The sequence below is a fragment of the Candidatus Melainabacteria bacterium genome (genome assembly GCA_003963305.1).
GTDB lineage: Bacteria > Cyanobacteriota > Vampirovibrionia > Obscuribacterales > Obscuribacteraceae > PALSA-1081.
On record RXJR01000015.1, the window covers coordinates 51,109 to 67,067 of the forward strand.

Genomic DNA, 15,959 nt, shown 5'->3' on the forward strand with positions numbered 1-15,959 from the left:
CGCAATGCCCGTTGATATATCGATGCGATATCAAAACTCACCAGCCGTTTTCAGCCAATGTGACAGAAACAAAAATTGGAAATGTCTTATTCGATACGGTAGTCATTAAGCCACCGAAATCTTACAAAGCAGGAATTATTAGATCCACAGGCATTTCGGCACCAGTGGGCGAATCGAGCACTTGATTATTGGATTTTTTCAAGGTTTAGAGCGCAGTCGAAACTTATAATGTTGAGCTAGCCCCGTTGTCAGGCAGTACCTTTTGAGATCCCCTACAGCCACAAAATTCGTCGTGAGCGCTGCACTGGTCGCTGCGGTCTTTTTCGTTCTCATTAATTTTGTCCTGCACCTTTCTGGTCTGGGCGCACAGCGGACACTGAATCGCGGCACGATTGGTGATCGCGATGCCGCACTGAAAAGCGGTCGCGTCGCCAGTTGGTGGTTTTCGCATGCTTACCTGAATGAAACACCAGCACCAGATGTGGTGTTATTTGGCAGTTCCCAGTTAGGCGGGCTCCAGGCCGCCGACGCTAAATTCCTGAGAACACCACAAGACTACGTACTCGACCACAAATGTGTGAGTGTCGAAAAACACTTACAAGAGCTGAATCTATTCGCAAATTGTTTTTCCATTGGAATCGTCGGCAGCATGATTTCGGATCACTTTATGATCAGCAAAGTGTTATTTACGCCGCAGAACAGTCCCAAGATCATGGTTGTGACAATATCTCCGCGCGACTTTATCGACGGATATCTTTCCTCGGTCACATCAACCGAGGTCTTTCGCTGGTTTTCACCATACCTGACTAATGTCGCCATCGGCGAAGACTTTCTCAGCGAACCAATCGAAAAGGTAACCTGGTTCACTACAGCTGGACTCCCTCTACGCAAGGCATTTCGCAATACGCATAGCGAACTCGACTCTGCTGAACTAACATTCCAGGAGAGCAACGATGCGTGGCACAGGGTCGAGCAAGACCCGCTACTAACGACAACCAGAGATTCTCTGACCAACTTACGTCCGGGACAATGTATCGTCTCTCCCGAGATGCAGGAGTTCTTCCTCGATAATTCCAGCGACTACAAAAAGCGCTATAGCAAGCCATCGGGTGCAATGTACGAGCACCAAATAACCTGCTTCAACAAGATGCTTGCCGACGCTAAAACGCGGGGCATCAGCGTCCTGGTCGTCGGCATGCCACTGGATTGCACAAACTGGGAATTACTTCCTGATTCATTCTGGAATGACTATCGAGATCGAGTACAGGCAGCCTGCACCAACAGTGCCGCCACCTTCATGGACCTCTCACATGACTCAGAATTTGGACGAGGCGATTTTGTCGATGGTGTGCATTTGAGTGCACGAGGTGGTTGGAAAGTCGCAGGAAGAATCGCCCGCGTCATTGCGGCAACCCCTACACTTGCAACAGCGCTGAAATCAACTGAACATAAAGGCACCGCTAGTGTCCTTGCGGACAGACTGGATAACACGAAAACGTCGCTGACTTACTAATGCGCTCCTGAACCAATGAAAAGAGCGGCACATAATGCCGCTCCTTCTCTCCCTAAAATTTTTGGCCATCAGATTTCAACTTCAAAGCATTTTTTTTGAAGTCCAATCAAATTCTTTTGAATCAACTTTTTGGAGGCTGCCCGGCATCCAATACTCTGTCTCCGGTCGGATAAAAGGTCGGATCTCCTTCGTTTCCAGGATCGAGATGCACTTGCGGTCGCACCGTGCTATTGCCGTCAGTCGAAATGCTCGGTCCGAAATCCAGAGTTTTGTCGCCAAGTTTCAAGCCAACTCCTGCGCCAACTCCGGAATTATCGTCCGCATTGACGTGTCCACCGGCACGAACATCAAAGACATTTGCGATGCCGGTATTTGCACCCGTATAGGCATCGGCGCCGTCAGGTGAGACATCAGCCCCGGCAGCGGCTTGCACATGCACGGGCCAGACATTGCCGCGCACATCACCGGACACGCCTGTGTGTCTTCCTGCATTAACACCGAAATCTGCGTCTCCATTGACCAGATTGAAGACGTTTGCACCTGCGCCTACCTGACTGTGCACGCCATCACGGTTAAATCCGATTCCCGCACCGGCTCTGGCATGCACTGGTCCGCCCATTGGCATGAACTCAGCATCGACGCGCGTCTCTTGCCCAAGTTGCAACTCGGTGCTGGCTACGCCTACATTCACACCCAGGTCTAGAGATCCGCCTTTTACGCCGGCTTTGATAATGCCCAGGTCCAATCCATAGAATTCCGGCTCCGGCTCATTGTAGGCCGAATCATAAGCAGGGCTTGCCGGTGTTTCCGGAGCAAACTTGCTGTGCGGAGCGTAGCCAGGGTGAAGTTTAACTTCTGATTGTGGTTCTATGCGTTGCTTATCAGCATCCTGTCGGTCGCCCGGTCGACCGGCGAGATACTCATCGCGAAGGCGGTCGGCTGCAGATGTCTGTGAGTCTTTGTGCGATTTATCAAGATGTCTGTCTGCGGCACCAGACTGGTGTTCCACTACCTGTGGTGCCACCGCTTTCGCCTTCGCTTCTTCTTCATCGATCTGGTGCATCGCTTTCGACCAGGCTTTAGGATTGTGTTTGATAATCCTCTCGCGTTCGTCGAGTGCACGATCCCAATTGTCTGGCTCACTACTCTTCCACATCTCCCATGCGCGCTGTGCAGCTATTTCATCAGCTTGAAAGCTGTCGTGACCGCTGCGGGCGGAGTGGTGTCGGTGATGATTGCTGTGTCCATCCATGATCGCTGTCCTCTTCGTAAAAATGATTCCGCACACTGAGTCGATTACTTACATCAGGCGCACCGCAGATTGTTGATATGAATGGCTTTTGAAAAGCTCATTTGTTCAACGCCGTCATCGTCTGTGCGATTTCCTACATGTTCGTATGGACCAGTGTCCGAACTGTGTCCAATACTTGCGTAAACTACGCGTACAAAAGCAAAGAGCGGCATGAATGATGCCGCTCTTACAATATGCTGGATAATGCTTCTCTACTTCTTCAGCAGATTTCTACTTCTTAGGCAGATTTCTACTTCTTCGGCAGATCTCTACTTCTTCGGCAGATCTCTACTTCTTCGGCAGATTCTCTATTTCTTCGAAAGTCAACAGGTCTTCGTGAAATCTGAACGAATCGCTGAACGCCTCAATTTTGTGCTCTCTGTCGCTTGAAAAGATCAAAGTCACCGGCACTTTGGCGCCAGCCTTACGATTAGCCTTAATTTGGCCTTGCAATTCAGCCTCATCTTCCGGGCTCAATCTCTTGATTGCCAGACGGTGACCGTTTAAGCCCACTCTCTTCGCGTCTGCTACTTTCAGGGGATGTCCATTGATTGAAACCGCTACCACTTCTATCATCGTGCTCTGTTACCTCTTATTGCCTGCCGCCGCAGAAAGCCACTGAATAGCTAACGGTTAAGCAACTCCGTTACCACCGCTAAAAGACTTCGACCGAGTTTAGCACAGCGTCGTCACTTATCCATCTGAGTTTATTTTTTTGATGAGTTCTTGCAACACTTCGTCGGCGCGCTCATTGCTGACTTGACACGTACCGGCGTTTTCGTGCCCGCCGCCCTCGTACTTCAGGCAGAGTTCCCCGATATTTGTTTTTGAGCTGCGATTAACGATCGACTTCCCAATTGCAAAGACAGTATTCTGCTGCTTCAACCCCCACAAAACATGGATTGAGATGTTGGTTTCCGGATGCATTGCATAAATCATGAAACGATTACCGGCGTAAATCGTTTCCTCGTTCTTTAAATTCAAAACGAGCAGATTCTTATGTATCTGAGAGCAGCGATTGACCTGCTCCTTGAAGAGCTCTTCCTGCTCGAAATATAGATCGACTCTCTCTTTCACATCGGGCATCTGCATGATTTCTGAAATCTCTTTGTCTTTGCAGGCATCAATCAACTCCATCATCAGGTTATAGTTCGAGATGCGAAAGTTTCTGAACCGACCCAGCCCTGTACGCGGGTCCATCAAATAGTTGAGCAGCACCCAGTCAGTTGGATGCAATATCTCTTCTTTGCTGAATTGTGCAGCATCTGCTTTATCAACGGCGACCATCATGTCATTCCATTTAGAAGGAAATGTTTTTGCGCCGCCGAAGTGATCATAAACAACACGAGCAGCTGACATTGCTTTGGGGTCGATAATGTAGTTATCTTTCTCGCCCTTGTTGCGTATCATTTCACTGGAATGGTGATCGAAAGCCAGATGTACGCCTTCGACGTATGGCAAGTTGGTTGTAATATCCTTATTTGTAATTTCAACTTTTCCATCTTGCATGTCTTTAGGATGAACGAACAAAATGTCGTCAATCATATCCAAATGCTTTAACAGCACAGCACACACAAGTCCGTCAAAATCACTGCGTGTCACCAATCGACATTTGGTCGCGTCTTTAACCGAACCCGCGCTCGCATTGGGTGTTGTCATAGCGTTCAGCCTCACTATAGATTGCTTCAATATCCTGCCGCATGAACGCGGATTCTAAACCAGGATCTTGAACATTAATCATGAGGCTCGTATGATTCAAACTTACCTGCATCGGAAAAGCGCACAACATCACCATTTGGCCAGGTGATGGATTCATTGTGATTCCATCCACCGCGACTGCGATAGATCGCACCGTTGCTCAGCACATGCTCGACGGGAGCGTCCATAGCTCCAGAATCTAGAGTCTTAACGACAGTCACGGGCATTCCATCTTTATCGACTAAAGAAAATCCGTGCATTCCGCCCAGTGTCAATTGATCGCCATTACTTACGGTAATCGTTTTGGTTCGGTCAGAACTGTCGGTTGAATATGGTGAATCGGAATTACCGGAGTTTTTCCCATTCGGCTCGAAACTACCGGAGTTGTTCAAGTTCGTCTCCAAATCAGGCAACATATTGGCGTACGGGGTGCCTTCGTACAACTTCGGCCAGAGGGCAGGTAGATCAATAGTCAAACCAAGCCCTTGCAAAACTTTGGTCATTTGACTTATTCCGGCTTCAAAAGCTTTTGGATCCTCGATCACGGGGCGCTCATTGCCGCTTCTGCCATGACAGCATCCGCAAGAACAACCGCCGCCGCCACATCCTGAATCACGCTTCCAAATGGCGCTCGACAAATCTGCTTTGTCTCTCATTGATTGATCCTGCATTCCGTTATCAAAAGGGTTCACGCCTTGTTGACAGTCGTAGTCGTTTGAGCCGCGCTCGGATCTCCAGGTCATGGCAATCCCTCCATGGGCAAATATATTTAGGGCTCAAGTGTCTATACACAACCTGAAGATTCTGGACACATACATTCCGATTTAATCTAAGCTCCTGACCAAACGACCACAACTCTGCCCAAAATTTTCGACAAAATGGCATCGCAAATTAGATTGGCCTGGCAATCTGCTGCCATCCGTAACATCCTGGTAACACGTTATCGATACAACTATAAAGTTAGGGTAACTCTACTTACTAGCGCCACACACACACAGGACTTGACCGGGTTCACAGCCGGTCGTTTCTTCGAGGTCAATTCGATGAGTGTACCGGTTCCGCCACCTATTGCATTCTCTACTGTACAAGCGACCGCGCAGCCGGCAACGGAAAAGCTGAATCTCGAAAGAGTCATCAATGTGACATTCATGTCCATGATGGAAAGCCCCGATCTTTCGTCTGTTTACAGAGTCAGATCAGGCGACACGGCGCGCTCGATCGTGACGATTGCGCTGGCCAAAAGACTGAAGCGCGAGGCGACGCATGGCGAGATCGAGAGCTATCTCCACGAAGTCAAAGAGCTGAACGCTGATGTCGATCATCTCAAACCGGGCGATGTATTTTTATTGCCAATCGATCACGAACATGCGCTCAACCATAGTGTCCGAAAACCTGGTCCTTCACCAGATGTGACACGCAAGGTGATTGAAACTGCCAATAGCCCGAGACCGGCGAATGTGCAGACTGTGATCGCCCCACCGGGTCTCTCGACAGTTCCCGGTATGTGCGTTAAAGCCGATCCATTAATTCGCATGCGCACGGCAGCAGCACCAGAGGTAGACGATACTACCGAAACAGTGACCTACAATTACCAGGGCGAACTCGCATCAAGCTTTCTGGGGCTGTTCCGCTCATTCTTCACCGCCACTGAAACGAGAACATCGACCGGGCACCTACTTTCGAGTAGTATCGAATATGATGGCTTTGGTACGACGCTGAAATTTATGACAATTGGCGGAGTGATTGAACTATCGTTAGTACGCTCGATTAAAACAACCTACGACAACTCATCAAATTTATATTTGACCGTTCTTTGCTGTGCAGATGGCATGACGCACACACTCTTTTCGTCGCCGGACGGCTCGCGCTCATGGCGTGTGTGAAAGTCTGACAGTAGTCTCTCAGACCAAAATTTGGTAACGTGAATGGAGGTCAGGACACCTCGCGTACACGTGAATTTATGCATCCATTGATTCAGAAACTGAAATCAATCAACTGGAGCTTCGTCTTAAAGGGCGTTCTCGCCACCATTCTTGCTATACCAATCGCTATTATGATCGGGCTGGCGCCTATTGTTGGACGGCCGTTGTACAACCAGGTAATTTTTCATCCATCAAAATATCCTGTTGGCAGCGACTGGCCGCAGAAAGCCTGCGGCATAACGCCCGAAGACATTTACTTCCAATCTGAGAACGGCAATAAGCTACATGGATTACTTTACAGATTGCCGGGGGCAAAGAAAATCGCCCTGATCAGTCACGGCAATGCGGGAAACGCGTTGCAACGAGCATTTCTTGCCGAACGACCGCTGAGCAACAATTGCTCCGTCTTTGCATACGACTATTCCGGCTATGGTCGCAGCCAGGGCGAGCCGTCGCTGGAGGGCATCGTGCAGGACGCGGAGGGCGCCTACAAATTTCTGCTCAGTCATAACTACAAGCCGGAGCAGATCATTTTCTTTGGTGAATCGATAGGGACGCTCGTAAGCGGCGAACTTTCGCGGCGCCACAAAAGCGCGGCGGTTATCCTTGAGTGTCCGCTTTACTCACTGCGCCATAAAGCGCTCTCCATTCTGCCGTTTCTGCAGTATTATCCGCAGTGGCTATGGTTTGCTCCTGGATATTATCTAGACAACTCGACAGCTTTCCACGAGCAACATGCACCACTTTTATTGATTGCCGGAACGGCTGACCATCTAACACCGATCGAACAAGCCAATCTGCTCTTTGATATGGCTGCGGAACCGAAAGGAATTCTTCGTATAGACGGAGGTGGGCACGGAGACAGAGTAATGATGTCATCTCCCGTCTATAAGAACGGCTTAGCCGAATTTATGCAAAAACTGGAGTGAGAATTTCAAGAGGATATACTCGGGAAACATTTTGAAGGTGCCACCCGATGATCAAAGATTTCAAAGAATTTCTCCTCAAAACAAACGCGTTTGCCCTTGCCGTAGGCGTCATCATCGGTGCAGCCACAGGAAAAGTCGTTTCAGCAGTTGTCGACGACTTGCTCATGCCGCCAATCTCTTGCGTCATGCCTGCAGGTGATTGGCGCGATGCACAAATTGTGCTGAGCAAAGGCGTTGATCCCAGTGGTAAGCCGACGGTGAGTGCGGTCAAGTACGGGCACTTTCTTGGCTCGGTCATCGATTTCACCATCATTGCCTTTGTTGTGTTCGCCATCACCAAGACTGTATTACCGAAGGACCCAGAACCTGCACCGGCTGACCCGACCAAGCAATGTCCGGAATGTTTGGAGACAGTGCCGACGGCCGCGCGTAAATGTCGCGCCTGCTGCTCTGTGTTTGCTTAACCACTACAGACGGTGGCTTATGTCTTTGATCTTTTCGGCATGGGCGAAGACTCGCTCAGCAAATTTGCTGTCACCTTCAGCAATCGACTGCTCCCGAGAAACTCCAAGCAATTCAAAAGCGGTCGTTGCGGTTCCGTATAATCGCGGTGAAACATACATATTGGGTAAGTACGTCTGAGGCACAAATCTTCCCTGATAAATAGCATCGAGCAACTCAAATGTGGATGGATCAAATTGTGCGAGCCAAGCGGGACCGCGCTCGGGGTAAGGATCCATGTATCCGCCGTCGCCCTCGCTGCCGCAATACCATGTGCTCATCTCAGCAAAAAACTCGTCTGAATTAGTTCGCGCCCAGGTGGCAGCCCAGTGATTTTTGGAGGCAAGATATTGCTCTTTGACCGCATCGCGCATGGCGGCATCAAACCCAAAGTCCATCAGACCGTGAGCGAATTCATGAATACAAACATCGCGCAAGTCTAACCCTTCACGCTCAGGCAAAAGATTTTCCTCACCGCACGACGAAAACAAACCGCCCTGCCCGCGCACCCTCTGGTCGAAAGAGAAAATACCCGGACGAGGTTTTCGCCTGCCTCTAAAGCGATGCTGGGGCAAATCTGAAGTCTTTTGCTTGAGACCAATAATGTGATATTCAGCCTTCGCGTGCAGAAGATTTGCCAGAACCTCAGGAGCCTTGTGCAAGGCATATGAAATCCTTCGGTGCGCCTCAATCAGTGCCACATCACTGACGTCTTCATGACCCATGATCAAGAAGCCTTTGTAGTGGACAGCCTTTGAGAAGAAGCCACGAAAGGGCTGAGGCAATCTGTAAATCTGTGGAGGCGCAATTTGGCTCGTGGTCATAGGATGTCCTGCGAAGAGTTCAGCGAAACGACCTACGCAGACCAAATTACCACGGCTAGCGCTTAAACTCTATTGATCCATCCTTTTGAACCCTGGCGCTAGTCAAACAACCTGCCTCTTCCTTCGCTTCCTGAAATTCTTTCTTCATTGCCGGAGTCAACTTTCCTTGTTTCTCAAGACCGGCAAAGTATCCTAATTCTTGGCTGTTTGGATACTGCCTGTACCCTGCCAGCGCCTTCCGCTCATCAGAAGTGAGCTTATCCCCTTCGTGTTCTCTAGTTGCTAGATACGAAGCGCTCCGGCTGTGGGGAAACTCACGGTCTCCATACTGAGGCGCGTGGGGCAACACCGTGTAAAACTGAAGTCCCATTCCCTGAGGCGTATAAATCGTCTCGACACGCCCCTCTTTCGGGGTTCCGGCCTCCCTGGCCATGTCCATTAAGTCGACGAACGTTGTACCTTTGCAGACTGTGTCGCCTGAATCTCGATGTCTTACCATTGAAATCTCTCCAGAATCGGGGGCAAGGTTATATTGCCGTTTCCTTGTTACCAAGTTCTTACTCGAAAAATGAAAGCAATGCGCCTGTAACGGTCTTAGAACGGGCTAAATTATTTCGGCGTTCGATACGGTAAAATCAACCACACCGCGGCACCCAGCGGAATTTTTATGCGAGGTTAGTTGGCAATGCTGGAATTTCGGCAAAAGTTCTTTCTATCTACGGCGATGACGTTGTCACTCTGTTATTCGGCGGCTTTTGCGGAGGAGACGACTGGCGAGGCAAAGCATTCCACTGCACCTGTACCGGGAAACGCCCCTCTTCACCTGATGCAACCCACGACCAGCCAGGGCGTCGCTAACGGAAAGGACGAAGAAGAAGCACTCCTCCCGAGAGAGAGCGATGAAGCCATTAAAAAGGCGAATGAGCTGCATGCCCAGGCGGCAGAACAACTGAAAAAGGACAACATCGAACAAGCAATCAAATTAGACGAAGAAGCGATGAAAGCAGCTCCGCACTACTGGCTGCCTCACGTTGCCCTGGCCTATCTGTACTCATATTACAAAGGCGGCGGTCCTGCCCTGGAACAAGCTGCGATGGGCGTCAAATGCGAACACCCAGCCATGGCAGAAAACACACATGCTGCACTGATCGGCTCACTGCATGCCTTCGCCTCAGCGATGGAAAGATACAAGAAGCTAGCCGCAGAAGATCCAACCTCCTGGCGCGCTAAGGTCGGTCTTGCGGCTTGCTATATGAATAAGGGTGATGCGAAATCCGCCAATGCCATTCTCGATGAATTGAACAATGCGGGCGTTAAAGAACCACCAGCGCTGCTGATGATGGGCAACTACTACAAGAAGACCGGCGAACAAGAGAAAGCCAAAGACGTATTGAAACGAGGTCTAGCCAACAATCCAGATCCAAAAATCAAAGACAAGTTGCTGATTCAGTTGTTTGAAATAGCCGTAAACACTAACGATGCAGCATTGATAACAGAACTCAAACCAAAAGTATCGCCAATTCTTGATGCCAGACAAAGATCCTGGTTGCGCACAGGCGATATCAAACTTGCAAAGACTCCAAAAGAAGCAAAATTGGCTCTGCAACTGGCAGAAACTGAGACAATCACAGACTCGGAATATCGAAGCTACGCAAGAATTTTCGATGCCATGGCCAAAGCAAATCCATCGGAACAAACTGCGTGGCTCAAGCTTTCTCAGGAAGCGCTTACACAGGCATTGACGCTAAAACCTGCCGACCTGGAAAACAAAGCATTGCTCGCAGCTAACGACGAACAGCTCGGTGACAAAAAGCAAGCACTGAAAATTATCCATACACCGTCACCTGTGACTCAGGCAGAAGCGGAACAAGATGTGTACCTCTCAAACTATTACAGGAAGGCACGAAAAGCACAGGACGACGCGTTGGCAAAACTGTTCGTTGCGGATAAGGACGGATACAAGTGCTTTGCACAGGCCATCGATTTCAAAATACCGATGGCTAATTGCAAATGCAAAGTCAATTCAGCCAGTTCGATGATCAAGGGCATTCCAGGAGTGTTCGATGTCATCGTCGGACCAGGCGATACACCTACAGCTACAGTCGTTTTCGACAAGAAGAAGCTAACTGGTCCTGGCATTTTTCAGGACCCCAAAATCAAAAACTTCAAGGAAAAGCTAGAGGTCAGCAACGAAAGACCGGTCAACAGTATCTCTGAGCTCGCGCAGATCTATGGCAATAAGGAACAATATCCGATCGCGCAGAGCCCGGCAGTTCAACTCGTCTCATTGCAATATCCATCAGTTGAAGATGCAGTGACAGCCGTTTCAGTGGGCTCGAACTCCCACACTAATTAAGCTGCGATACCGGTAGCGCTTAACCCGAGAGCCTTATGGGTATAACCATCTCAGACAATCTGTCTGGGGTAAATCTATGGCTAGCTTAGAACGTAGACGCAAACTAACGCTTGACGAAGTTAACATCTACTGGCACAAACTCAAGGAAGGCACTGAGCGTGCCAACTTGCATAAGTTGTGCAACGCCATACGCACAATCGACCTGGCGCTGGCAGAAGACAGTCCAGCCCTCTGTCGAAGACTGACCGCAAAAGGATGGTCACGCATTCGAGATGATTGCTTCGACTACTTAATTTCATCATTTCCAGGCCACTTCATCATTTACGACGACGAAAGCAAAACGCCGGTCGAACCGGGCGTAGACTGGCCGGAGAGCGGCACGCTGGAGTTCTATCCTGAGGGCGTGAAACGTCGCGAAGATGCCTACCAGTCACAACTCGAACGCATACACAAAGACGTCGTAGTGCGCTACAGATGGTGCTTCGCCGAAGGCAGACAAAACACCACTCCACAGGATTTTGCTGCATTCAGAGATGGGCTTGAACAGCCGAACACCGAAGAAGCCGAGAATGCGCGCAATCTCATGGAGCAGCTCTACGAAGCATGCGCTGAGGAAGCAGTTAAACTGAAAAAAATTGCACACCGCCAATGGTGGCAGCTTCACTACGAGGCAGATGCCTGCGCTGATAGACGGCACAAAAATGCCCTCAGGCAACAGATGATAAATCTGGAGCTGCTCTGGGGCAAGAGCACTGCACAGTAGCTACATGTTTCCGTTCTGTCCTACAGATGCATAATGGGGAGCCTGACCGCTGCCTGCATTCAAGGCTTGTGCGACAGCAGAAGTTCCTACTGTTTTAGCCAGCGCATCGAAGAACATCGTGCTGCCATGCGGGTTGAGATGCACCGTCTCAAGGAAATTGGAAGCATCGTTCAACGGCGCCTTGTTCAAATCTTGGAACTCGACGGAATTCTCGCGACACAGGCGTTGTGATTCTTTCATGTAGTAATCGTAGAGTTGCGGCGGCATGATGGCGACATTATCTTGAGAGATAGGCATGTTAACTACCAAAACGGGCACATGCCGACTGCGACAGAGCTTGAGCAGGCGATCGAAATAAGCAAATTGAGTTTTGATTTGACTGGGAGCAAGAGGGTTATACCGATTCAGATAAGCTTCCTTCATATGCTCAGCGCTGGGATGACCGACAGACTCTCCAGGCGCGAGGGGTCCATCAATCTGCATAGCCGGAGCGGCTGAAGGTTTCGCCGCGACTGCGGGAAGTAACGAGCCAACAGGCTTGAATGCAACCTTGCCCACCTGATTGCTCAAGGCGCTGCGATCATCCCAAAGAGGACAGACAGATGCCAGAGTCAGGGCCAACTTTGTGTCGGCTGTCATCTTCGGAAGACGCCAGATATCCGGCAAATCTTCAGGCTGGTAGAACAATTTGAATGCTTCGCTAGTCTCGACACCAAACATCAAATTATCTTGAAAGTCTCTGACGCTGATACCATATATGATGGCGCGTGGGGCTTTGTTGCCGTTCAAAACATGTTTAGCCAGCAAATAAGCATCAGAAGCCATTGCCCCTCCAAGAGCGAGGCAAGCAGTATTGGTCTGTACGCCAAGATTCCGAGACAGAGCCTGGTCGAAATATTCGCTGTTTCGATGGGTCAACCGGTCCACCGGTTTCTTTTCAGCAATTGCTGCCGCCTGAACAGACGAGACAGCCACCAGCGACGAACCTAAAAGTCCAATGTCAGGCGACAATTTCTGCTCACGCATGAAACTGGAAACAGCCAACGCATCACTGGCGTGGGGGTCTAAACGGCTCTCACGGGAGAGGCTGTCTTGCCCCGAAAGCCAGAGATTAACCACGAACACAATTACCAACGCGACTATGGCAGCGCTGACGGGCACATTTTGTCTTGATTTCAAATCGGTCAAAGCGATACCGCAGCCGTTCTTTTCGGACCAACCAGGCTTTCCACTTGGCTAGCGTCGAACAATTTTACCGTGTCTCTTGTCTACACGTCCACGAATAAAAAGCCCGAAAAGCCGCCAGCAGCTAGCAGTTGCATTAGACCTGACTTATAAACGTCCAGTAAAACATACAGCCACGCTGACCACGTCCATGAGCCAGGCGCACTATGGCTAGTTTTTAGATCGAAAGCCCGGTACTTAACTGCGGAGCATGACCTTCTGCCGAATTCGCATCCTTCGCATAGGCTTCGGCACCATAAAGCAGCAGAGCGAGCAAGCTAGCTATCAAAAAACGTACTTTTGCTGATTTCATGGTTCCTCCACTGACGCCTCGCGTTGACTCCTGCGTTGATTGTTGTCACTGACGGATTCAACGACAAAAAGCTCCTAATTTAGGCGGAAAGTTATGAATTTCAAGTCGACTATATCCAAATTGGGAATAAAGATTAGGGCTATTACGAGGCACTGGTTTGAGTTTCAAAGAAAAATCAAAGTTTGAATTGAAAACTTGCTGTTCAACTTGCGGAAAGCCGATTTCAACAAAGGCAGAAAGTGACGTGACCCGTTTTCTTTCCTTCGAGAGTCGTTGCACATGCGGCGCTCCGCCATCAGGAGATACCGCAGATAGTGCCGACTCGCCAGCGAATACGCACGACGCAGAACCTGGCGAAACAGCGCCCGTAGACGAAGAGGCATTAAGAAACAACGTTAGCGAAAATCTTGGTGAGCGCTATGAGGTGCAAACGCTGCTTGGTCAGGGCGGAATGGGCGCCGTCTACAAAGTTAGAGATAAAGAACTGCAAAAGACATTCGCCATCAAAGTTCTAAATTCAAATCTGGTTGAAGACAAAAACTCGCTCAAACGTTTCGAGCAAGAAGCCCAAGCAGCGCGCGGTCTGACCAGCCCAAATCTGGTTGCTGTTTACGATTATGGCATGGGCAAAAAAGGCTCACCATATATCGTTATGGACTATCTGGACGGCACCAGTCTTGATGCAGTACTGGCAGACGGCGGCTATATGGACGTTCCGCGCGCCCAGGATATCTTTATACAAGTCTGCGAAGCGATGGTGCATGCTCACGGCAAATCAGTAGTCCATAGAGACATCAAGCCAAGCAACATTATGCTCACGAAAGGCATCAACGGCGGTGACTTCGTCAAACTGGTCGATTTTGGTATCGCCAAAGTCCTGCCCAGTCAGCAGAAAGCAACGCAGAATCTTACCCAGACCGGAGATATCTTCGGAAGCCCGCTGTACATGTCACCTGAGCAGTGCCTGGGCAACAAGCTCGACAATCGCAGCGACATTTATGCCTTTGGCTGTGTCATGTATGAAACATTGACCGGGCAAGCACCTTTTGCGGCGGAGAATCCAATCAAAATAATTCTCAAGCACTTAAACGAGCAAGCCAAGCCGTTTTCCAGCCTTGTCAATGATTACAAAATTCCCGCTCAACTGGAAGCGGTGATCAGGCGATGCCTGGAAAAGGACCCAAACGACAGATATCAAAGTGCCGACGAACTGTTGAAAGACTTGCAAGATCTCAGAGACGGAAAGACACTCAAAGTTAAGAACTCTCAACGCAAGAAGTCCTACGGTTTGGACAACAAGGCTTATGTAGGCGCTGTTAGCGCCGTTGCACTGCTAGTGAATTTCATGTTTATCGCAGGAGCATTTTTAGTGATCAAAAATGTCCCCGCTCCTGCCCCGGTTCAGCACAGCCAGCCAGGCCCTTACGATCCACTCAAAGACGCCAACGATTTCGACAATAAATCCTATCAATACTTCGTCAACAAAGACTATGAAAAGGCAATTCCGCTTCTGCAGTTTGGATTGAGCGCCTACAAAGACCGAGGTCCTTACTATCTCGCCGACAATTATCAACATATCGGCAAATGCTACCTCGGCTTGCACAAGTACGCACTTGCCCTGCCTTACTATGAAATGGCTCTGAAGATTTACGGCGAGCAGAAAAAAATTCATGGACCGGGCTTCGGAATGGAAGGCGAGGCGCGCAGTGACTACGCTGAAGTACTTCGTCAACTCGGGAACCCGGACAAAGCGGAGCAGGTCGCAAGCGGGCAATACACCCCGACCACGGCCGTCGAACCATCGCCAAACATGCGATAAGTCCGAAAATGCCGAAACTGTTTGAAATGTCACAAGCGCGTCACGCGGCTGTCATAAGCAGGTCACGACCGTAGCTCATTATGGGTGTACAAACCGAAACCTGGGTTTGCTCATTAAAGAGGAACGACGCGATGTTTGCGACTGCGGCTAGATTTGCTTTGCTGAGCCTCCTGATCGGTCTGTTTACAGCCGGTCCCGCCGGTGCACAAAATGTCCGCCAGGCAGTAAATCGCATAGCCACCAGGGCGGTCGGCAACGTGCTCAGACAAGCCACCGGAAATTCCAATCGTGCAGTTACTCAAAATTCGCCTCAAGGTGGTGTCATCCCTGGTGTCATCATGCTGCCGAACGTATCGACTGCATCGGTCGACCTCAACACTTGCGACATGGATTTCATCGGCGGCAGATCGCGTCCATCGGCTGGACCGGGCGGCGGCAGCGGTGGCAGCGGCGGCTCAAGCGGCGGCGTCGATACGACAGGATATCCACCCAAACCAGGTCCTGACTACCAGCCCATGACGCAGCACGGACAATTTGTGGGATGGTACAGCCCGGAGGAAGTCGCTCTTTCCCAAACAGACTTTCCTGCCGCCCTGGTAAGCATTCTGAGAAGCGATCGTTATTATGGTGGCATAAGCGGAGCGGCATCAATTTTGTACGAAATTGGAGCAATTTCCAGTCCATTTAACTTCGACGAAGCAGCAGCATTTCTTGGCAAGTAAGACTGCTGAAACGCCAGCGGCTCACAAAGATTTATTCGTCATTAACAGTCTGCCCATACCGCACGAGTATATCCATGATACAAA

At 49.9% G+C, this 15,959-nt stretch carries 15 protein-coding genes; 8 read left to right on the top strand and 7 right to left on the bottom strand.

From position 1 onward, the window contains the following. Positions 1-262 precede the first annotated feature (262 nt). Positions 263-1,513 carry a hypothetical protein gene (locus EKK48_15280; GenBank protein RTL40621.1) on the top strand — a complete coding sequence of 417 codons (1,251 nt, stop codon included), beginning with the start codon at positions 263-265 and terminating at the stop codon, positions 1,511-1,513. Between the two features lie 121 nt (positions 1,514-1,634). On the opposite strand, the gene EKK48_15285 is transcribed toward EKK48_15280, so the two are convergent. From EKK48_15285 to EKK48_15300, 4 genes are all read right to left on the bottom strand, one after another. After that, complete coding sequence (locus EKK48_15285; protein ID RTL40622.1) at positions 1,635-2,765, bottom strand: hypothetical protein; 1,131 nt, start codon at positions 2,763-2,765, stop codon at positions 1,635-1,637. Positions 2,766-3,092: 327 nt separating this feature from the next. Further along, the gene (locus EKK48_15290) at positions 3,093-3,380 is read right to left on the bottom strand and encodes a hypothetical protein (GenBank protein ID RTL40623.1); all 288 of its coding nucleotides are present in this window, start codon (positions 3,378-3,380) and stop codon (positions 3,093-3,095) included. Positions 3,381-3,497: 117 nt separating this feature from the next. After that, positions 3,498-4,463: an exopolyphosphatase gene (locus EKK48_15295; protein RTL40624.1), complete on the bottom strand. Its 966-nt coding sequence runs from the start codon at positions 4,461-4,463 to the stop codon at positions 3,498-3,500. Positions 4,464-4,537: 74 nt separating this feature from the next. Then, the gene (locus tag EKK48_15300) at positions 4,538-5,245 is read right to left on the bottom strand and encodes a hypothetical protein (protein RTL40625.1); all 708 of its coding nucleotides are present in this window, start codon (positions 5,243-5,245) and stop codon (positions 4,538-4,540) included. Positions 5,246-5,380: 135 nt separating this feature from the next. Between EKK48_15300 and EKK48_15305 the strand changes: the two genes are divergently transcribed. The 3 genes from EKK48_15305 to mscL all read left to right on the top strand — a co-directional run bounded on the left by EKK48_15305 (position 5,381) and on the right by mscL (position 7,817). Next, entirely contained in the window at positions 5,381-6,385 is a 1,005-nt protein-coding gene (locus EKK48_15305; protein ID RTL40626.1) for a hypothetical protein, read from the top strand. Positions 6,386-6,462: 77 nt separating this feature from the next. Further along, on the top strand, positions 6,463-7,353 hold the full coding sequence (locus EKK48_15310; GenBank protein ID RTL40627.1) for an alpha/beta hydrolase: 891 nt from the start codon (positions 6,463-6,465) through the stop codon (positions 7,351-7,353). A 47-nt stretch (positions 7,354-7,400) separates the two neighbouring features. Further along, a complete protein-coding gene (mscL, locus tag EKK48_15315) occupies positions 7,401-7,817 on the top strand; it encodes a large conductance mechanosensitive channel protein MscL (GenBank protein ID RTL40628.1) in 417 nt (138 codons plus the stop codon). 3 nt (positions 7,818-7,820) lie between these two features. Here mscL and EKK48_15320 read toward each other — a convergent pair whose 3' ends face one another. Both EKK48_15320 and EKK48_15325 read right to left on the bottom strand, forming a co-directional pair. Then, complete coding sequence (locus EKK48_15320; GenBank protein RTL40629.1) at positions 7,821-8,678, bottom strand: hypothetical protein; 858 nt, start codon at positions 8,676-8,678, stop codon at positions 7,821-7,823. A gap of 55 nt (positions 8,679-8,733) precedes the next feature. Then, entirely contained in the window at positions 8,734-9,177 is a 444-nt protein-coding gene (locus EKK48_15325; GenBank protein RTL40630.1) for a hypothetical protein, read from the bottom strand. A gap of 186 nt (positions 9,178-9,363) precedes the next feature. Between EKK48_15325 and EKK48_15330 the strand changes: the two genes are divergently transcribed. Both EKK48_15330 and EKK48_15335 read left to right on the top strand, forming a co-directional pair. Then, on the top strand, positions 9,364-11,034 hold the full coding sequence (locus EKK48_15330; protein RTL40631.1) for a tetratricopeptide repeat protein: 1,671 nt from the start codon (positions 9,364-9,366) through the stop codon (positions 11,032-11,034). Between the two features lie 76 nt (positions 11,035-11,110). Beyond that, on the top strand, positions 11,111-11,797 hold the full coding sequence (locus tag EKK48_15335) for a hypothetical protein (GenBank protein RTL40632.1): 687 nt from the start codon (positions 11,111-11,113) through the stop codon (positions 11,795-11,797). Here EKK48_15335 and EKK48_15340 read toward each other — a convergent pair whose 3' ends face one another. Beyond that, positions 11,798-12,985, bottom strand: a complete 1,188-nt coding sequence (locus EKK48_15340) for a hypothetical protein (protein RTL40633.1) — start codon at positions 12,983-12,985, stop codon at positions 11,798-11,800. It lies immediately after the preceding gene. 593 nt (positions 12,986-13,578) lie between these two features. Here EKK48_15340 and EKK48_15345 point away from each other — a divergent pair. Beyond that, positions 13,579-15,153, top strand: a complete 1,575-nt coding sequence (locus EKK48_15345) for a serine/threonine protein kinase (protein RTL40634.1) — start codon at positions 13,579-13,581, stop codon at positions 15,151-15,153. Between the two features lie 131 nt (positions 15,154-15,284). Continuing rightward, positions 15,285-15,875 carry a hypothetical protein gene (locus EKK48_15350; protein ID RTL40635.1) on the top strand — a complete coding sequence of 197 codons (591 nt, stop codon included), beginning with the start codon at positions 15,285-15,287 and terminating at the stop codon, positions 15,873-15,875. Positions 15,876-15,959: the final 84 nt, after the last annotated feature.